Annotated in this window: 14 protein-coding genes; 1 reads left to right on the top strand and 13 read right to left on the bottom strand. The window is 55.5% G+C overall.

The window, feature by feature from the left end:
• Positions 1-169: 169 nt before the first annotated feature.
• The 5 genes from HP062_RS11195 to puuE form a co-directional block, all read right to left on the bottom strand.
• On the bottom strand, positions 170-1,462 hold the full coding sequence (locus HP062_RS11195) for a urate hydroxylase PuuD (protein ID WP_010456683.1): 1,293 nt from the start codon (positions 1,460-1,462) through the stop codon (positions 170-172).
• Between the two features lie 50 nt (positions 1,463-1,512).
• A complete protein-coding gene (locus HP062_RS11190; RefSeq protein ID WP_010456681.1) occupies positions 1,513-2,016 on the bottom strand; it encodes an ureidoglycolate lyase in 504 nt (167 codons plus the stop codon).
• Between the two features lie 116 nt (positions 2,017-2,132).
• Positions 2,133-3,128, bottom strand: a complete 996-nt coding sequence (gene alc, locus HP062_RS11185; protein WP_059404692.1) for an allantoicase — start codon at positions 3,126-3,128, stop codon at positions 2,133-2,135.
• Between the two features lie 90 nt (positions 3,129-3,218).
• Positions 3,219-3,734: a 2-oxo-4-hydroxy-4-carboxy-5-ureidoimidazoline decarboxylase gene (gene uraD, locus HP062_RS11180; RefSeq protein ID WP_010456677.1), complete on the bottom strand. Its 516-nt coding sequence runs from the start codon at positions 3,732-3,734 to the stop codon at positions 3,219-3,221.
• A complete protein-coding gene (puuE, locus tag HP062_RS11175) occupies positions 3,731-4,657 on the bottom strand; it encodes an allantoinase PuuE (RefSeq protein WP_008031461.1) in 927 nt (308 codons plus the stop codon). Before puuE ends, uraD begins: the two co-directional genes overlap by 4 nt.
• A gap of 418 nt (positions 4,658-5,075) precedes the next feature.
• Here puuE and uraH point away from each other — a divergent pair, with 418 nt between their 5' ends.
• Positions 5,076-5,429 (top strand): hydroxyisourate hydrolase, encoded by a 354-nt coding sequence (gene uraH, locus HP062_RS11170; protein WP_010456673.1) that lies wholly within the window; start codon positions 5,076-5,078, stop codon positions 5,427-5,429.
• Positions 5,430-5,585: 156 nt separating this feature from the next.
• Here the strand turns inward: uraH and HP062_RS11165 are convergent, their stop codons facing one another.
• The 8 genes from HP062_RS11165 to HP062_RS11130 form a co-directional block, all read right to left on the bottom strand.
• Positions 5,586-7,445, bottom strand: coding sequence for a hypothetical protein (locus HP062_RS11165; RefSeq protein WP_256666159.1), 1,860 nt, complete (start codon positions 7,443-7,445; stop codon positions 5,586-5,588).
• A 110-nt stretch (positions 7,446-7,555) separates the two neighbouring features.
• A complete protein-coding gene (locus HP062_RS11160) occupies positions 7,556-9,442 on the bottom strand; it encodes a hypothetical protein (protein WP_256666158.1) in 1,887 nt (628 codons plus the stop codon).
• A gap of 234 nt (positions 9,443-9,676) precedes the next feature.
• Positions 9,677-13,276, bottom strand: a complete 3,600-nt coding sequence (locus HP062_RS11155; protein ID WP_172791411.1) for a calcium-binding protein — start codon at positions 13,274-13,276, stop codon at positions 9,677-9,679.
• Between the two features lie 207 nt (positions 13,277-13,483).
• Positions 13,484-14,113: a LysE family translocator gene (locus tag HP062_RS11150; RefSeq protein ID WP_010456665.1), complete on the bottom strand. Its 630-nt coding sequence runs from the start codon at positions 14,111-14,113 to the stop codon at positions 13,484-13,486.
• Between the two features lie 72 nt (positions 14,114-14,185).
• Positions 14,186-15,535 (bottom strand): NCS2 family permease, encoded by a 1,350-nt coding sequence (locus HP062_RS11145; RefSeq protein WP_172791410.1) that lies wholly within the window; start codon positions 15,533-15,535, stop codon positions 14,186-14,188.
• Positions 15,536-15,869: 334 nt separating this feature from the next.
• Positions 15,870-16,241 carry a glutathione S-transferase N-terminal domain-containing protein gene (locus tag HP062_RS11140; RefSeq protein ID WP_010456661.1) on the bottom strand — a complete coding sequence of 124 codons (372 nt, stop codon included), beginning with the start codon at positions 16,239-16,241 and terminating at the stop codon, positions 15,870-15,872.
• Positions 16,242-16,342: 101 nt separating this feature from the next.
• Positions 16,343-16,888, bottom strand: a complete 546-nt coding sequence (gene folE, locus HP062_RS11135; RefSeq protein ID WP_010456659.1) for a GTP cyclohydrolase I FolE — start codon at positions 16,886-16,888, stop codon at positions 16,343-16,345.
• Positions 16,889-17,189: 301 nt separating this feature from the next.
• Complete coding sequence (locus HP062_RS11130; protein ID WP_172791409.1) at positions 17,190-19,076, bottom strand: DCC1-like thiol-disulfide oxidoreductase family protein; 1,887 nt, start codon at positions 19,074-19,076, stop codon at positions 17,190-17,192.
• Positions 19,077-19,208 lie beyond the last annotated feature (132 nt).

Genomic DNA, 19,208 nt, shown 5'->3' with positions numbered 1-19,208 from the left:
AACACCTCGGATCTTTTTTATTCTTGTGATTTTGTGCATCAGGATTGACCGCGGCGCGGCCATTCGCGGGCAAGTCGGATCGCCGCACCGCTCGCTCCTACAGGGACACTGCATATCCGTAGGAGCGAGCGGTGCGGCGATCCGACTTGCCCGCGAAGCTTTTCAACGGTTAGTTGGTCGGAGCGCCCTGAACAATCCACGCACCGATCAGGTCACGTTCCTGCTGGGTCATCTGGGTGATGTTGCCCAGTGGCATGATCTGGCTGGTAACGGCCTGAGCCTGGATGCGCGCGGCGTTCTGGCGGATCTGCTCGGGGGTGTCGAACATCACACCGGCCGGAGCCGCGCTGAACAATGGGCTGGTCGGTTTGGCCGAATGGCACACCGAGCAACGTTCCTGGATCACGCTGTGCACCTTGTCGAAACTCGGGCCGGCGTTGGACGCCTGGACCGGTGCTTCTGCAGGCTTCGCAGCGGCAGGTTTGGCACCACCACCGATGGCGGTTTCCGGCAGCGGCTGGTACTCGATGGTGCCAGGCGCCTTGGCCACTTCAGGTGCGCTCGGCATTTGCGCCGGGCCGGTGACGTAAGCCAGGCAGATCATGCCAACAGCCGCGACAGGCAGGGTCCAGGCAAACTTGTGGCTGTCATGACGGGTGTTGAAGTAGTGACGCACCAACACCGCCAGCACCGCGATCCCGGCCAGGATCAGCCAGTTGTATTGGCTGCCGTAGGTGCTCGGGAAGTGGTTGCTGATCATGATGAACAGCACCGGCAAGGTGAAGTAGTTGTTGTGACGCGAACGCAGCAAGCCTTTGGCCGGCAGTGCCGGGTCCGGCGTGCGGTTTTCGGCAATCGCCGCCACCAATGCTCGTTGCGCCGGCATGATGATGCGGAACACGTTGCCGACCATGATGGTGCCGATGATCGCGCCGACGTGCAGGTACGCACCACGACCGCTGAACACTTTGCTGAAGCCGTAAGCGGCGCCAATGATCAGCACGAACAGGATGAAGCCTAGCAGGGCAGGGCGTTTGCCCAGGGCCGAGTCGCAGAGGAAGGAGTAGATGAACCAGCCGACGAACAACGAGGCGATGCCCAGTGCGACCCCTTCAGGGCCGGTCAGGCTGCTGCCCGGTGCCAGCAGGTACAGCGTTGGGTTGGAGTAGAACACCACGCACAGCAGCGCGATCCCCGACAACCAGGTGAAGTAGGCTTCCCATTTGAACCAGTGCAGGTTGTCCGGCATGGTCGGCGGGGCCAATTTGTATTTTTCCAGGTGGTAGATACCGCCGCCGTGGATCGCCCACAGATCGCCCGCAAGACCACTTTTCGGGTTGACCCGATTGAGGTTGTTTTCCAGCCAGACGAAATAGAACGACGCACCGATCCAGGCCACGCCAGTAATCATGTGAACCCAGCGCACGCTCAGGTTCAGCCATTCCAACAGATGTGCTTCCACAGTCTTTACCTCTCGCCTGTCACTCTGTTGTCGAGTGATCAGACCTTCTCTTATTGGTGGGGGGCAAGGATCAAACGCTCATCCTCTTTGAAAAAATGCTCATCGCAGTTATTGCCTGTGCCACTGCGATCAACCACCAGGAAGTCATCCCGCTTTTCGATCGTCAGCACCGGATGGTGCCAAACGCCGCGATGGTAATTAATGCCCTGCCTGCCGTTGGTGACGAAGGCGCGGACCAAGCCTGATACAGGTTCATCGCCAAGTGGCGCGACCACGATCAGAAAGGGGTTGCCGAGCAGCGGAATGAACGCCTGACTGCCCAGCGGGTGACGCTCCAGCATGCTGACGGTCAGCGGCATGTCCTGCGCGTCGGCGCGGAAAATGCTGATGATCGCGTTGTCCTCTGGCGTGGCGGTTTGCACCGTCGCCAGTTTGTGAAAGCGCATGGTCGAACCGTTGTTGATCATGAAGTGATCGCTGCCGTCGGTTTCGATCACGTCACCGAAAGGGGCGAAGGCTTCTTTGGTCAGCGGTTCAATCGTCAATGTGCGCATGCTGGTCTTCTTTTCCGAATTCAATGTTGTTTGTTCTGGCGTCTTCGCGGGCAAGCCTCGCTCCTACGGTCGGTGATGCCTGTAGGCGCGAGGCTTGCCCGCGAAGGGCGCGCCGCTTATTTAGCGACCTTGCCCAATACCCGCAGGCGGCTCACGCCCCCATCCGGGAACACGTTCAGGCGGATGTGGGTGATCGGGCCCAGCGCCTTGATCTGCTCGGCGAAGGTGTGTTCGGCGTGCATTTCCAGTTTCTGCGCCGGCAGCAGTTCACGCCAGAACAGCGATTGGGTTTCGATCTGGCTGTCGGTGCCGCCCTTCACGAACGCGCCCTGGATCGAGCACGTGTCCGGGTAGTTGCCCTTGAAGTGCAGAGTGTCGACGATGACTTTTTCGATCTCGCCGGCATGACCCAGCGCGACGATGACCCAGTCGTTACCCGGCGTGCGACGACGTGCGGTTTCCCAGCCGTCGCCCATGTTGATGCCACGGCCCGGGTTGAGGATGTTGCTCATGCGGCCGAAGTGTTCGTCGGAGCAGGCGAGGGCGCGGCCACCGTTGAGGGCTGCTGCCAGGTCAACCTGTTCGTTGTCGCCGACAGCGGACCAGTCGCGGAACGGAATACCGTAGACACGCAGACGGGCCACGCCACCATCCGGGTAGATGTTGAAACGCAGGTGGCTGAAGGCCTGGTCATTGCTGATTTCGTGGTAATGGTGGCTGTTGCCTTGCAGCTCGACGGCGGACAGCACTTCAGTCCACTGGGTGTTGTCGTCCGGCTCGCCCGAGGCCAGGAAGCAGGCTTCCAGGGAGGCCGACGGCGGGAAGTTGCCGGTGAAGAATGAAGTGTCGATGTCCACACCTTTAATCGATCCCGGAACGCCCAGGCGGATGACGGCGCTGTCGTAGCCTTCAAAGCGCTTGCGGCGCGACTCCCAGCCGTCCATCCACTTGCCGTTGTCATCGAACACGCCCTCCTTCCATACGGCCGGGGTCGGTTGGAACAGACGGTTGGCGTCTGCGAACCAGTCATCGGTGACCGAGATGATTTTGGTGCCCAGGCGGGCGTCGGCCAGGTTGACGAACTTCTCGAAAGGTACGGCGTAAGCTTTCATTCTTCTTGTCTGCCTTTAATAAGTTGGCTTGGGATGCTTGCAGGGCCCTGGGAAACGCAAGCGTTCTAGAGGTTTCTCGGGCCAAGCTTGCTAGAGAGTCAGTAAACGGAACAGGGCGATCTTGTTAATCTCCGCCAGCGCGCATTTGAATTCGGTATCCGCCGAATTGTGGATGCGCGTTTCGAACGCCGCGAGGATCTGATGCCGGTTGCTGCCTTTTACCGCCATGATGAAGGGAAACTTGAACTTGGCCTTGTAGGCGTCGTTCAGCTCGGTGAAGCGTTGAAACTCTTCGGCCGTGCATTGGTGAATCCCCGCGCCCGACTGTTCTTCAGTACTGGCCGCGGTAAGCTGGCCCTGGACAGCGGCTTTGCCGGCCAGGTCCGGGTGAGCGTTGATCAGGGCCAGTTGGCTTTGATGATCGGCGCTCAACAGGATGTCGCTCATGCGCTGGTGCAGGGTTTCGATCTCATCGATCGAGGCGTCCTGCCCCAGGTCAAAGGCCTTCTCGGCCACCCATGGCGAATGTTCGTAGATATCGGCGAACGCGGCGACAAACGCGTCGCGGCTCAGGCTCGAAGGTTTGACGGTCTGGAAGGTGCTCATTGGGCAGCCCCTTGGTACGGGTGGGTTTCGTGCCAGTGGCGAGCGATGTCGACGCGACGGCTGAACCACACCTGTTCATGACTTTTAGCGTACTCGATAAAGCGCTTGAGCGAGGCCAGGCGCGCCGGGCGGCCGATCAGGCGGCAGTGCAGGCCGATCGACAACATCTTCGGTGCTTCGGCGCCTTCGGCATACAGCACGTCGAACGCGTCTTTGAGGTATTCAAAGAAATCGTCGCCCTTGTTGAAACCCTGGACCTGGGTGAAACGCATGTCGTTGGTGTCCAGGGTGTACGGAATCACCAGGTGCGGCTTGCCGGTCGGGTTGTTCGGTTCCCAGTAGGGCAGGTCGTCGTCGTAGGTGTCGCAGTCGTAGAGGAAACCGCCTTCTTCCATCACCAGGCGACGGGTGTTCGGGCCGGTGCGGCCGGTGTACCAGCCCAGCGGGCGTTCGCCAGTGATTTCGGTGAGGACGCGGATCGCTTCGAGCATGTGCTCGCGTTCCTGCGCCTCATCCATGTACTGATAGTCGATCCAGCGGTAGCCGTGGCTGCAGATCTCGTGGCCGGCATCGACCATCGCGCGAATCACGTCCGGGTGACGCTGGGCGGCCATGGCCACGGCGAAGATGGTCAGCGGAATGTCGAATTCCTTGAACAGTTTCAGAATCCGCCAGACGCCGGCGCGGCTGCCATACTCGTAAAGGGATTCCATGCTCATGTTGCGCGCGCCTTGCAGCGGCTGCGCCGAGACCATTTCCGAGAGGAAGGCTTCGGATTCTTTATCGCCGTGCAGGATATTGCGCTCGCCACCTTCCTCGTAATTGAGCACGAACGACAGGGCGATGCGGGCATTGCCGGGCCAGTGTGGGTGAGGAGGGTTACTGCCGTAACCGATCAGGTCGCGTGGGTAGTCAGCGCTCACTGCAGTCTTCCTTCTTGTTCGTTGACAGGTTGTGTGGCGGCCTGGCGGTGAGATGACAGGCTGGCGTCACAGCGATGGACTGATTGTATACAACTTTATGTTCACTTTGTAAGCCTGATTTTTTGCATTTTTGATGAGCTGTCATCTTTGCATGTTATTGCAAGAAACCTGCCCGAATGGTCAGCTAATGGATGGAAGGACCTTTTAGCGCATGGTTTGGCGTCAGATTTGTTATGAAATCCTGGATGGCGGCACTGGTTGGAAAAATGTCGTTTTTATTGTGTACAATTTTTTTGAAAAGTGTCTTAATCAGTCGCTCGCCGCAGCGTTTCGTGCTCCGAACCGGTGCGGTCTCCTTTCAACTGACTTCGGGAGGCGCGAGGTCTGACTGCTCCATGCAGGCAGGCGCGCAGAATCAATGGGACGTTTGACTACACACGTTTTGGACGCTGCACACGGTTGCCCGGGCAGCTCGATCAAGGTCGAGCTGTACCGCGTTGAAGGCTCGCAGCTGGAATTGGTCGCCAGCGCGATCACCAACAGCGACGGCCGTGTCGACGCACCGCTGCTGCAAGGCGATGACTACCGTTCCGGGGTCTATCAGGTTCAGTTTCATGCGGGCGATTACTACCGCGCCCGGGGTGTTCAGTTGCCGGAACCGGCGTTCCTGGACGTGGTGGTGCTGCGGTTCGGCATCTCTGCGGAACAGGATCACTATCACGTGCCATTGCTGATTTCGCCTTACAGCTATTCCACGTACCGCGGCAGCTGATCCCCCAAGCAGCTGCCTCAACCTGGAAGCGACTGCGCATATAGCTTCTTTGGTCTTTCGCCCGCTCACACTGCGGGCTTTTTTTTGCCTTGTGTTTGACACGGATACCTTGGGTTGCACCCCGCTGATGGACGGCGAGGTGCGCACGTTTCGCTATCAGCGTTCCTTGATGATGAACACCGAAGGGCTTCCTGCGAGCAGGTGCTGGACGCCGCCCATCAGCCATACCACATCACCCTTCGCATCGGCGGCAACCAGTGACTGGTGCGCTTCGTCGCCGATTCGCGTCTTCAGATGAGGGTCGTCAAGCTCTGCCATGGACGGCGGCAGAATTTCAATCGCATCGGTCTCCACACGTCCCACTTTCAAAAAGTACACCTTGTCGTGATTGGGCCTTTTAAATACCAGCGTTGGAGGCGTGAGCTGAACATTCTCTACGTTTGCGGGAAGGAAGACCTTGTAACCGCTGTGGCCCAGTATCGACGCGAGCAACAACGAAAGTCGTCCCGGCGCGTTGGGCAACTCGGCGTAGAACTGCCAGGCATGAGTGCTCTCGGGGTTGAAGTTCAACTGCTGTAAGGGCGTCACGGAATCCGGAGCGTGTAATTCGACGATTCGTCGGGCGCCATCATTACTGGACGCAATAGGCAACATGTCCAATGGGTCGCCGAGCCGTGGCACGCCCAGGTTCGATTTGCCCTCCCAGTAGCGAAAGGTTTGCTTCATTCGGGCCAAACCGCTGCCGTTGAACTCCGCCGACTCGTTGGATAGCTCAAATAGTCGCTTGGCGACGGCGCGGGATGTCGGCTCGGTGAAACCCTTGTAAACATCCGCGACCTGTTGCGTCAGTGTTTTCTCAAAGAGTCGAGCAGCGCCGTCGACTTTCCGGGTATTTGTTGCGGCGTGGTGGCTGGTGGCGACGGGTTGCAACGAAGGTGCCTCTTGCAACATGCGCTCGAAGGCCTCGAAGCGAGAGGGCGCAAATTCCGGGTGTTGAATGAACACGAGGGGGAGCTGATCGGCCATTGGCCCCTTTGGCACGATCGGATAATGGAGTTGGCCGATCATGATGGATTCCACCGAATCAGGCTTGGTTATTTTCCCCCAGGAGGCCCATAAATAAGGGTTGTCATTCAGGGTGGCAGCAGGAGGGTTGTTATCGGCCACGGGGTTGGCCGCCTCGACCTGTTCGTCCAGACGAGGGCGCTTGCCTGGGGTGGGTCCTGAATCTTCAGCGTCTGAGGCCGGTGTGTTGGTTGCCTTGCGTTGCCAAAGTGTCATCCCTTCAATGTTTTCGAGTAACGGGCCCGAAGGGATCAATTCGCTCGTCGAGGAGGCCTGATAGTGGCCGTCCGTATTTTTGCGGACCATGACCGTGCCTTCTTCCGTCACGTCGACATAGGTTCTCTTCAGCTTGTCGTAACGAAGACCGTTGGCATCGGGTGACGTCAGTTTGTCGGCCAGGTGCCGAGGAATGATCTCCAGCGTTTCCGGCCTCACGGGAACGCTTGCGATGGGAAGGACCATGCCCTCGCGAGTGATTTTCCACTGCGCCTGGCCAGGCACCTTCGTGAGGATCGGCCCGGGTTGGCCCGGGGCAAACGGAAGAGGCACCTGGTAGTCGCCTCTCGCGTTTGCCCTGATCAGAAAAATGCCTTCCTCTCCAATATCGGCGTAAAGCTGCTGCTGGCGGCTCATGAAAAGCCCGGTGTCGGCGATGCTGAATAGTTCGTCGACCTTGTTCCGAGGCCAGGAAATCATGCGGGTAGCCATCTCGGCATCGCTTGTAGGGTTAGCCGACATGTCGCTAACGACGACAGGCTGACGAGGCAAGGTACTTTGCGATGAACCTGGCACATTGGCGTCTGAAACGGGATTGGCGTCTCCCCGCGATGTGCCAACCGTTGCGGCCTGATGGCCGCCTCGTACCCGGCTGTCTTCTGACGAAGACCTTGGAAGTGTTGTCGAGGTATCAGGTGTATTGGAAGTTGAAACTCTTTTTGGTGGTTTGGCCATCGGTCGTATTCCTGGATGTTTATATAAGTGGGTAATGTTTAAACAATAAGTATCTGAGGCCCGATAAGGGGCGTTTAATGATGTGCGGCTATCACTGAAGAAAGGCGGTATCAGCGCTCTCTGATAATAAAAACAGACTGCCATCCAGACGGCGTTGTTTGAACGCCGCCTAATAACCAGACAATGTTGTTTTGTTGGTTGGCGGTAATGAGAGCTTGCCGGGCTTCATTACCCACCTGTGAAGCTAACGCCTGGTAGGCAAGTTCGGGCGCAAGAGACGGTTTTAGTCCAATCGCATTTTTCTCGACGATACCGAGTTTCAGGAAGTAAACCTTGTCATGACCCTCGCGCTTGAAAATCAACTTGGGATTGCGATGTTCATTCAATAAAGGAAACACGTCATACCCGTTGCGGATCAATGCGGTGCTGACTAACCGTTTGAGGTTGTAGTCAGAGCGATCCGCGACAAAGCTGTCCCATTCCATCTGGAAATGCCTGGGGAGGAAGTCCAGCCTGCGCAAGGGTTCGCCAAATTCCGGAGGCACCATGGAAATGATTGTCCCCTCATCATCCATGCGTGAAGCGACAGGCAATAAATCAATCGGATTTTCGAACTTTGCATCAAAGATGCCCGCCCGTTCCTTCCAGTGATCCAGCGTCAATATGGTGGTGTACAAGCCGTCGCGGGCGATTACCTCGGATCCCCCCGAATATTCGAATAGTCGCTTTGCGACAGCGCGCGAGGTGACCGGTGAAAAGTCCGGGAAGGTAGTTGAAACAGACTCTGTCATCGGTTTTTCAAACAATCGGCGGGTGCTATTCACAATCCACTTGCCATCGCTGTTCAGGACTACCGGTACGGGCTGCAACCAGGGTTTCGCGTGCAACATCTGTTCAAACAAGTCGAAACGAGAAGGCTGGAATTGGGGATGCTGGAGGTAATTCAAGACTTTTGGTACGTTTTTGACCTTGGGTACCGTTTCATAATGCAGTTCACCGATCTGTATGGATTCCGTTGAATGCGGCTTGTTGACCTTTCCCCAGGATGCCCACAGGTGGGGGGTTTCATTGGTCGGGTGGGCGGGGTAGAGAGGAATAACCTGTTGCTCGGGTCCAATGGGGCCTGGCTGCTGTTCATGTTCCTCAAGGCGCTGGCGCTTGCTCGGACCGGCTTCTTCGACGGTGGAGGACGGTTGACGAGCCGTCAGTTGATCAGTGGTTTGCGTTGGAGCTTTACGTCGCCAGAATCGTGTCAGTCCAACCCTCTCGAGTACGGGGCCGGAAGGTGTCCATTCCTGGCCGAAGGTCGCCTGATAATCGCCATTCGCGTTTCTGACGACTTGAACAATGCCTTCGTCGAGCAACTCGACATAACTTCTCAGGTTGTGCCAGCGAATTCCAAGCCTGTCAGCGGCGGGTAGTTTTCTGATCACCAGTGGATTGTTGATCAGATGGACGGGGGCCGCGAAGGTCGAAGCGGTCACGCGCGAACCCACTTTTTGTTCGCCTGGAGTTGACGGAAAAATGGACCACAGCGGCTTGCCTTCAACCTTCTTCAGCACCGGTCCGGCATGGTCAGGGGCGAAAGGGAAATAGACTTGGTAGTCTCCGTTGGCGTTCGGTTCCACTCTGCCAATGCCTGCGTATTCAATGTGGGCATATAACCTTTGCTCTTTGCTCATGAAGAGCCCGGTGTCACCGATGCGTATCAGTTGATCAACCTGCTCAAGAGGCCAGGACACCCTGTTCTCCGGTTGCAAAAAGGGGTGAGGAGTGCGAGCAGGCATGTGGGTGACAACCACGGGCTGTTGCTGGGAAGTGTCGCCTGGCAACGTATTTGAGGCAGGGACAAGGGGAGTGAGTTCTCCCTGCACGGGCGCGTCATTACGGCCGGACGGGCCGACCCTGGGCACGTCATCCTCAGAAGAGAGTCTGGTGGAGGATGATGAAGTGCCAGGCGTATTGGGGTTTGGAATTTTCTTGGGTGGTTTAGCCATGGCCGTAGATCCGATAATAATCTGGTGAAGGTCTGAATCAGAACTGGCCGCTGATACAGACGAAAAATTAGTTGGGTGAAAAGCAGGGCTCGTGAAGAAGCACGGCCCTGGAAAACACGGTGGTTAGTTTTGATTGGATCAACCGTCGAGAGGCTATAAATATGTATAGGGTGTGGTGGTATTTGCTACAAAAGACGTCTGCCTGATCCTGAGGTTTGAAGTCTTGCGTAGGCGCTATAGAAGTTTGCAGGTGTCTAAAAGTATCCGCAGATCGGCGGCGCTTACCGGAGGGGTGGAGCGAGTGCCAAACGCCATCAACTCATAACAGTGTTCGAGTTGGTGGGCGCACCGGTGTAAAGGCACCAGGTCGGCGTAAAGGACAGTGCGGGACGTGTCTGTATCAAGTATCCAACGACGGTCCGACAGGTTGTAAGACAGACTGCCGACAGTACCGTCTCTCAGGGCTATGTTTCGAACGGCGAGGTCCTCCATTTCCAAGGCTCTCAGTTCTGCCAATAGGGCGCCCTCGTTCAGAACATCGCCTTTGAAATACCGGCCATCCAGTGAGTCAATATAGACTTCGTCGAAATCCAGATCGACTTTATAGACAACGCCGTCTGGCGTGATGACCCGTATCTGATCGATCAAATCTTGTGGGTCGTCGTAGTGCGGAAGGTGAATGACGGTATGTCCGATCAGCAGACAGTCGTCCACCCGTTTGATTCTGGTGTAGGCGAGGCTCGTTGCATCGAATTCCCAGGTAGACGCCGATGGCGATTTGAGTAGGGCGTTCGCTCGAGCGCCTGGCGTTGAAATGCCTAGCGTCATTTCGGAGCTGAGGTGGACAAGGTACGTCGAGCCGTCACCCTCCAGATGTTCGATGGTTGTTTGTTCAGGGTAAGCGACCAGTTGGACACACTTCTCCCGGTTGCCCAGGTGAAGGGCCTCGTTGTCCAAGGGCTGACAAAAAACAGACGCTCCATCTCTGGCCGCGAGTGGCAGCGGCACTTGGCGGGTGCGCTCCATTGGACCGTTTATTTCGAACTGATCGTTGGAGAAAGCTGAATCGGGCAAAGAGGGTGGATCGACTCTATAAGAAACACCGTCATTCATGATCAGAAGAACAGCTTGGTTCAACACGTTGGTGGGGCGCGTCAGTCGGCTTGTGATTCTCTGGTCGCCGCTCCAGATAGAGCTGGCCAGGTTGTTGATAGTCAATCGCTGACTGTCAAAGTGAAAGGTCAGACCACATTCTTTGTACATGATGCGATCAAAGTCACGTTGGCGCATCAGGTCTACCTTGAAGTAAGCCTCGACCCGCGTCAGTTCATGGCTGGCATATTCCAGATAAAGGGTTGCCAGCGTGTTTGTGCTTCGTTGTTTTACTGTAAGGATCGTATGTTTATTGAGTCGCGAAACAAAATAACTCGTGTTTTTGTCGTGTGCGATCGTGTATTCACGGTTGTAAAGGATGACCGGGTTTTGGGTTTTTCCCTGTTGAGTAACGACTGTTTTAATCTCGAGGGAGCCGGCAGTCTCTATGGTTTCAGGAAGTTCAGGCATCAAATGAAACCCGTCCTTTGTAACGAAAGTCAGTTTCCTGTTCTGCAGTTGCCGTCGATCGTTGGCTGTTTTATAGACGCCCTTGATGTAGACATCCCGCTCTTTAAGATCGTCGAGATCAAAGCCTGAGGTGATGACCAGTTCGTGATTGTCGATTTTCCAGCTCTTTATCAGGTCCATTCTCCAGTCAAGTGCAATGACGCTCTCTTCCACGCCATCTTCAGTAATGAATACGTTGCCGGGTTTATGGGCCACCGCGTAGTGATCCTTTCCGGGACCTCCGGCGGCTGTACCTTCATTGTTCAGGAGATAGATTTTGTCATCCCCGGCGCCCGCCTCAATGGTGTCGCGACCGCGCGACTTGATGACATTCGGGCCGCCCGTACCGATGACCTTGTTTTGCGCACCGGCCAGGGTTTCGACGTTCTCAATGCTCTCCAGAAGCGTGTGCCGATAGTTGAAACGGCCCTCATTGGTCTGGTCACGGGTGATGATGGACAGTCGTCCTTCGTTCAGATCGATGAAATACCCGAATCTTTGGCGGTTGCCCTCAGGATAGCTCCCGGTAACCACTAGCGTATCGCTGCCCAAACCACCTTTCAGAAGAGTGGGTAGAGGGTCTTTTGGACCGTTTTTGAGAAGTTCGGCGGCGCCTTCGAAGATGAATTCATCGTCTTTCTCTCCCCCGGTCAGATGCTTGATACCTGCGCCGTAATAGAATCTGTTTGGCTTTTTTTCAACACCCACGATGGTGTCGTCGCCGCCACCCATAAACCACACCGCACCTTTGTTCTCTCCTGGCGTTCCGAACTCCGCGCCGGGCATGTCGTCAGTTACACCGTCCCGAGCATCAATCGTGTCGTTACTATCAATGACGTGCGGTTTTTGTATGGTTTTATATAGGTACTGTTGCGCCTCCCAATCGAAGCTAGGCACCTGTGTCGGCTTTAGCTCGACCTTGAACTTGCCGTTTACAATGACTTCTGTACTGTCTTTTAATTTTCCTTCCAGTAATTTTCGGGCGGTCGCTTGTAACAGTCTCGAATGTTCAACCGTTGATTTGGCAATCGCGTGGCGGGTTTGTATGTCGTCGTCGGGGAGAATTCCCCAAAAGGCGAACCAGCCCGTGCGCAGGCGCTCATGGGTAGTGAGTTCGATGTAATCATCGATATCGTCGACAACGCGTACCGCCGCATAGACCTGAGAACCTGCCACCAGCAGAAGTCCGGCCGTCAGCCCCACCGGGCCGATAAAGGAGAAACCTGCCAGTGCGGCGGCACCCAGAATCAACGTCATGGCCGCGCTGGTCACACTCAAGCCAGCAGCGACATAGTGATCCGTGGCTTCTTTGCCTGTGGTTGCCGCTGCGCTATTAAAGGATTTGACGGCGGTCATGACATCGAAGGGCAACGTCAGTGCGCTCGCGATCAGCCCCGCGCCACGCCCCAGTCGAACGCCGAAGCTGGTTTTGGCAAAATCCCCGTAGGCTTTTTGCCCGGCTTCGATCATGTATTTTGCTTGCTTGGTGACCGCCACTTCGACGGCTAATGAAGTGACTTCCGCTGAAGTGCTGAGGCTGTTGAATACAACTTCGCCATGATCTTTTCTTGCAATGGCGTCTTGCAGGCCGCGCAGCCCGCTGTAAATACCGAAGGCCTGAAGCCCGGTCCCCATGCTGACCATGCTGCTACTTTTGACCCGATTCACCCAGGGAGGTGTGGTTTTGGACAAGTGCGCGTGGCGTATATCAAGCCTCTGCGCCGCGTTCAGCAATTTGTCCAGTTTGTGGCGGTACTGTTCAGGATCGGCAGCGGGATCAGGTAATTCTCTTAGCAGGGGCGGAGCCGTTAATGGGCGTTGCGACGCCATTTCAAACAGCAAGGAAGGCAGTGCGTAATCATCCCGGGTGCCGGTGAATCGCATACGCGCTTCAATAAATAAAGGGTCAAATTGCAAGGCGTTGATAAAAGACCGCTTGGGGTGTCGAAAGAACGTGTTTTGAGCGTTCAATCCCTGACCATTTGATGTCGCGCCCAGTGCATCCAGTGCACACCGGGTAATCGAGTGGGTGCCTATTTTCATAGGGCCGAACAGCTCATCAATAACGCGTAGCTGGCTTTTATTGGCATTTGTTTGTTGCGGGGCGGAGGCGATGCTTTCTTTATCGAAATCAATAGTGGTTGGGGAGTACTCATTGGCTTGCAGTTCAATATCCGTCACTTCGACGGCATTGTAGTGATCGGGATCTGGGGTTTGGAAAACCATTGCCATAGGAACTTCCTTTTCCTGGCGTCGTGTGCAAAATCGCAGCGCCATGGTAGGGGGGTTCTGAAAAGACAACTATATATATTTATATCGCGTGTTGCGGTTTGTTGCGGGGCGGGGTTGAAGTGATGCCATCCTTGGCAAACACTTCTTAGTGCGTTGGCGTTGATAACATCTAATGAAACCAAGTGTTCAAGTAATAGGGCAATACGATCAGTGGTTGCTTAGTAAGGAGGCTGCGCCCGCTCCACTGAAGAGTCCTGCGCTCACCCGGTTAAACCAACTTTGTCCTTTGCCACTGCGTAAATACCTGGCCGCACCATGAGCGCCCAGCCCATAAGCTAATTTGCACAGCAGATCCAGCACAGTCCAGGTCGCAATCATCATCAGCAACTGCGGCAGGAACGGTTGTTCGGCGCTCAGAAACTGCGGCAGGAAAGCAGCAAAGAACAAAATATCCTTCGGATTGCTCGCGCCCAACACGAATGCGCGTCCGAAGAGGGCACGAAAACGTGGCACCGGTGCAGCCTGGGGCACTTCAGCGCCAACCGATGGCTGGCGCGATTGCTGCCAGCTCTGCCAGGCGAGGTAGAACAGGTACAGCGCACCAACGATTTTCAGCGCGCTAAACAACTGTTCCGATGCCAGCAACAGGGCGCCCAGGCCCAGCGCCGAGGCACTGAGCAGGCAGATCGAGGCAATAACGCCCCCCAGGAACGCCGGGTAAGAGCGGCGCAAACCGTAATTCAGACTGTTGCTGATCATCAGCAAAGACAGGGGCCCCGGGATCAGGATCACCACCAGCGCAGCGCCGCTGAACAGCAGCCAGGTTTCCAGACTCATCACTTTCCTCCATTTGTGCAAAAGCCCCACCCGACGGGGTGAGGCTGATTTGAAACACTGACGCCGTAACGCTTACAAGAAAATAAACTTGGCGATGAAGATCGCGCACAACACCCACAGACTGACGGAAATTTCCTTGTGCTTGCCGGTGAAGGCTTTCAGGACCACGTAGGTGATAAAGCCCAGCGCGATGCCATCGGCAACCGAGAACGTCAGCGGCATCATGATCGCAGTGACGATCGCGGGAATGCTGTCGGTCGCTTCGTCCCATTCGATGTGCGCCATGCCGCCCATCATCAGCATCGCCACATAAATCAGCGCACCCGCTGTTGCATAAGCAGGGATCATGCCCGCCAGTGGAGCGAAGAACATGGCTGCAACAAATAACACACCCACGGTCACGGCGGTAAGACCAGTCCGACCACCCGCCGCTACGCCAGCGGCACTTTCCACATAGCTTGTGACGGGTGGGACGCCGACTACAGCGCCAAACACGCTGGAAGCACTGTCAGCTTTCATGGCGCGAGAAAGGTTTTCGATCCGGCCGTCCGCGTTCACCAGGTTGGCGCGCTGGGCGACGCCCATCAGGGTGCCGGCGGTGTCGAACATGTGCACGAAGAGGAAGGCCAGCACCACGCTGATCATGCTGACGTTGAACACGCCGGCAACATTCATGGCCATCCAGGTGGGCGCCAGGCTTGGCGGGGCAGACATGATGCCTTCGTAGTGGACGAGGCCCAGGCCCCAGCCCGCGAGTGTCACGGTGATGATGCTGATGAGGATCGCACCGAACACTTTGTGGTAGCTGAGCACGGCGATCATCAGGAAGCAGATGGCGGCCAGCAACGGGCCGGGCTCGCGCAGGGAGCCGAGCTTGATCAGGGTGGCCGGGCTATCAACGACAATGCCGGCGGTTTTCAGGCCGATCAACCCAAGAAACAGCCCCACGCCGGCGCCCATGGCGTAGCGCAGACTCACAGGAATGCTGTTGAGCAACCATTCGCGAATCCGCGAAAAGGTCAGGAACATGAACAACACACCGGAAACAAACACCGCGCCAAGGGCGGTTTCCCAGTTGTAGCCCATGGTGCCGACCACGGTGTAAGTGAAGAAGGCGTTCAGCCCCATGCCCGGTGCCAGGCCGACCGGCCAGTTGGCATACAGGCCCATTAACAGGCAACCGAGCGCAGCAGCGATACAGGTCGCGACGAACGCGGCACCGTGATCGATCCCGGCGTCGGCCATGATGTTGGGGTTGACGAAGATGATGTAGGCCATGGTGATGAAGGTTGTCAGACCGGCAATCAGCTCGGTCTTCACCGTGGTGCCGTGCAAGCTGAGTTTGAAAATGCGCTCAAGCAAGCCATTGCGTAACGGCGGCGAGAGTTCCAGCGTCGGGGCTTCGGATTTGCGGCTTTCCACAGCGAATACTCCTCAAGAGTTTTATTGTTATTTCCAGGGCCGGACCCATGAGGGTGGCAGCGGCCCTTTGAGGCACTTGCGAATTTGTTGACCGGCTGGTCAGAAACTCGCACGAAGTGGATTATGCTTTTGTATACAAATAAAGCAAATAATGTTTTTGATTTTGTAGACGAAAAGTTTGGCAATAGGGATATATCGCCGGGAGGGAGGCCTTCGTCGTACCGCTGACCGAGCCCGGCTCGCATCACAAGCAAGCGGGGAAACGACTGGGGGGAGGGTAGAAACGAATAAACCGGCCAATGGGCCGGTTTATTTTTGTTCGAGATCCGCCGTGTCAGGCAGCTGCGAACCGCTTATCCAGATAATCAATAATCACCTTGGACTCATACATCCAGGTGGTCTGCCCATTTTCTTCAATGCGCAGGCACGGCACCTTGATCTTGCCGCCTTGCTCCAGCAGGGTCTGGCGATCCTGTTCGTTGTTCTTCGCATCGCGCAACGTTACCGGCACATTCAGACGACGCAGGGTGCGACGGGTTTTCACACAGAACGGGCAGGCGTGGAACTGATACAGCGTCAGGTCCTTGGCCGCTGTTTCGACCTGAGCCTGAGCGGCGGCGGGGCGCTGCTTCTTGCCTGGGCGGGTAATGAAATCGATGAAGATGATCAGTTGGCCAAGGCCGACACGAAGCGCTTTTACGAACACGGAATAAGCCTCACAGGGCGAACGGAAGGCGCGCAGCTTACCTGATTTTTCACGGGCGAAAAAAAACCGGCGATGAATGCCGGTTTTCTTCGTGTAACGAATTACTTGATCAGGCTGAGAAACTCGCTGCGTGTCGCGGCGTTTTCGCGGAACTCACCCAGCATCACCGACGTGATCATCGACGAATTCTGCTTCTCCACACCGCGCATCATCATGCACATGTGCTTGGCCTCGATCACCACCGCAACGCCCAGGGCACCGGTGACTTGCTGGACCGCATCGGCGATCTGGCGGCTGAGGTTTTCCTGGATCTGCAGGCGGCGAGCGTACATATCGACGATCCGCGCGACTTTCGACAGGCCCAATACTTTGCCGCTGGGGATGTAGGCGACGTGAGCCTTGCCGATGAACGGCAACAGGTGGTGTTCGCACAACGAGTAAAGCTCGATGTCCTTGACCAGCACCATTTCGCTGTTGTCAGAGCTGAACAAGGCACCGTTGGTGACTTCTTCCAGTGTCTGTTCATAGCCGCGGCAAAGGTACTGCATGGCTTTGGCGGCACGCTTTGGCGTGTCGAGCAGGCCCTCGCGGGAGACGTCCTCGCCCAGTTGGCCGAGAATCGCGGTGTAATTCTGTTCCAATGTCACAGAGCTTTATTCCGTATGGGTTCTAGAGGGGTACGGTTTCTGTCTGTACCAATTTTGTACCAGTCAGGCTTTGTTCCAGCTTCCTGGGTTCGCGCCAGTCTTCACTGGGGGATGCACCGAGCGGAGGTCGACAATAGCATTTGCACGCTATCTCCGAACTGATGCGCAATGAACCCGAGGTTCATGCCTGCCACTGGGCACATAGTAGCGTAGGTATGCCGGCAGTTGTATTGCCACCCGGCCCTGATCTCAAATTCGACCCGTGCTGCATCGAAGTGATCGGCGGTGCCGTTGGCCTGCGTTATTGAATGGATACCTCATAAGTTTGCGTGCAGCGAACGACCCGCTTGCCCGGCGTGTAGAGGTTTTCGAGCAAGGATCCATTGTCGGCTATCGGCTGATAATATTGGGTGTAGGTAAATTGACGGGGCTGATGATGGGTAGATGATCGAATCAGCCAAGTACGAGTCAGGTAGTCAATGGATACTTGTTGGCGGTCGAAAGCACAGTCCGTACTGTCGATCTCTCCGCGCCTGAACCTTAAGGTGTACCCGAAATAGACCCTGTCGGATTTATGATAGGGGAGACGCTCGCCGTTCTCATTGAAATAAGGAAGGAGTGTATTTGACTCGACGTCAGTCAGAGTGAACCAGTTTTCGGACATTCGAAGGTCGGTTTTATTGAAAACATTTATGGGGGCTATGCCATAAAAATGAGCAGCACTTGTGCCAGCACTACTTGATCCAGTGATTCCAATATAGGGTGCTGGTATAGAGAAAAAATAAATGGTGCCTAGCAGCATTACATGTGCAACGACAGCAATTGAGAGGCGAGACGGTCGATTGACAGGAGTAGACTGGATGTCGTGATTGACTTTGGGCCTTGCCAGCGTGCAAACACCAAATAGCTTTCGCCGTCTTACTGCAATGATTCGGTAGATACCTGCACCGGTGCCGAATAACCGGCCGAGCCAAAGCAGCGGGCTGACAGGCCACAGCAGAACCAGGTGAATGGCTAGTTTGCAGTAAAGATCATAACCGCCGAACGTTTTCCCGGTTTCTTCATTGACTCCATAAAGATCCGTCAAGGCTTCTTCATTGCTTATATTGTATTTTAGAAGCTGGTCGGCACTCTTTGATACGGGCATAAGACGTATACGGTTGAAGACGTCCAGATAAGTGAGGACTTGAACCGTTTTGTCGCACATGTTGCACTTGTCATCATAGAACAGCAAAAGTTTTGGTTTTGAACTAACGCCAAGCGATGGCCAGAAAATGGCTGCCCACAATACAAATTCGATTTCTCCTAGCGATCCAAGGTTCAGGACGAACATCGACAGGGAAAAGAACATCAATGCCCAGACAATTACATACTTACGCCACAGGCCGCCCAGTAGCGTAAACGGCAGGATGGTGGCATACCAGGCCATCATGAGCCAAAGTGTATATTTGGCGATCAAGTTCGCTAAGTTATGGGACACGAAAATTGCTTCGAACCCGGCATGCCATTGAGACATGAAATTATTGCTCAACAACAACGGACCGGCGATTCCGGTCGTCCAAGCGGGTTCGTTAATGTGCATGGAAAGCGAATACACACACACCAGCCAGTAGGAGAATAAGGCGGCGAATTTTGCCAGTGCAATGGTAATCTTGTCTGGTGGTGCCTTGGTGTAAAGCAGCACCGCTGGGCTCACATTCCAGCGTTTTATAATCAGTGCATCCACTGAGAGATACTTGCCGGCGCTGGTTAGTAATAAAAGAACACTCAGGATTGCAGCAATATCATTGCCCAGTGTGCTGGTGCCGAGGACGCTTTCTCCGACTTGCCACATTACAAATATGGAAAATGCCAACGCAACCTGGGTGAACAGTCCAACCATCAACATGAAAGAGGCAATGATGTCTAGTGCACTAAACAGGCCAATCAAGCCTAAGCGTTCTTCAGGCAGCAGCAGTAATTGTATGTTAGTTGCTCTGAGTAGCAGGATCAGTCCAAACAGCGCCCGCAAAATTGAAAATTTGTAATGTTCGTTGTCGGATACAGGCGGGAATGCCTTGATCAGCAGTTTCTTCCCCCATTGCTCCGCGATGACTGGGGCTGCAGGTATGAAGCGCAAAATCGCATAAACAGCTGCGAAACTAAACAAGTAGAACACGCACATCTGTGTGTAAAAAGGTAAAGTCATTTCGCTCTCGTCATTTTTTAATCTTTGTATTGTCAGCTGTGCGGCGATCTAATCGGTACCGCAGCTGCCAGCGGCCCGTGCAGTGAGCCGAATATTCCAAAGTATCCCCGGTGTCGTTGAGCAGCCCCCAGG

The sequence above is a fragment of the Pseudomonas sp. B14-6 genome (assembly GCF_013260315.1).
Lineage (GTDB): Bacteria > Pseudomonadota > Gammaproteobacteria > Pseudomonadales > Pseudomonadaceae > Aquipseudomonas > Aquipseudomonas mandelii.
The sequence above is the reverse complement of the archived record's forward strand: the minus strand, read 5'-3'. Positions and strand labels throughout refer to the sequence as shown.

What these genes read in the sequence shown, in the direction of transcription:
- HP062_RS11190 (WP_010456681.1), bottom strand. Translation starts at nt 2,016, where the DNA reads ATGCGCACATTGACGATTGAACCGCTGACCAAAGAAGCCTTCGCCCCT.
- alc (WP_059404692.1), bottom strand. Translation starts at nt 3,128, where the DNA reads ATGAAAGCTTACGCCGTACCTTTCGAGAAGTTCGTCAACCTGGCCGAC.
- uraD (WP_010456677.1), bottom strand. Translation starts at nt 3,734, where the DNA reads ATGAGCACCTTCCAGACCGTCAAACCTTCGAGCCTGAGCCGCGACGCG.
- uraH (WP_010456673.1), top strand. Translation starts at nt 5,076, where the DNA reads ATGGGACGTTTGACTACACACGTTTTGGACGCTGCACACGGTTGCCCG.
- HP062_RS11165 (WP_256666159.1), bottom strand. Translation starts at nt 7,445, where the DNA reads ATGGCCAAACCACCAAAAAGAGTTTCAACTTCCAATACACCTGATACC.
- HP062_RS11160 (WP_256666158.1), bottom strand. Translation starts at nt 9,442, where the DNA reads ATGGCTAAACCACCCAAGAAAATTCCAAACCCCAATACGCCTGGCACT.
- HP062_RS11155 (WP_172791411.1), bottom strand. Translation starts at nt 13,276, where the DNA reads ATGGCAATGGTTTTCCAAACCCCAGATCCCGATCACTACAATGCCGTC.
- HP062_RS11150 (WP_010456665.1), bottom strand. Translation starts at nt 14,113, where the DNA reads ATGAGTCTGGAAACCTGGCTGCTGTTCAGCGGCGCTGCGCTGGTGGTG.
- HP062_RS11130 (WP_172791409.1), bottom strand. Translation starts at nt 19,076, where the DNA reads ATGACTTTACCTTTTTACACACAGATGTGCGTGTTCTACTTGTTTAGT.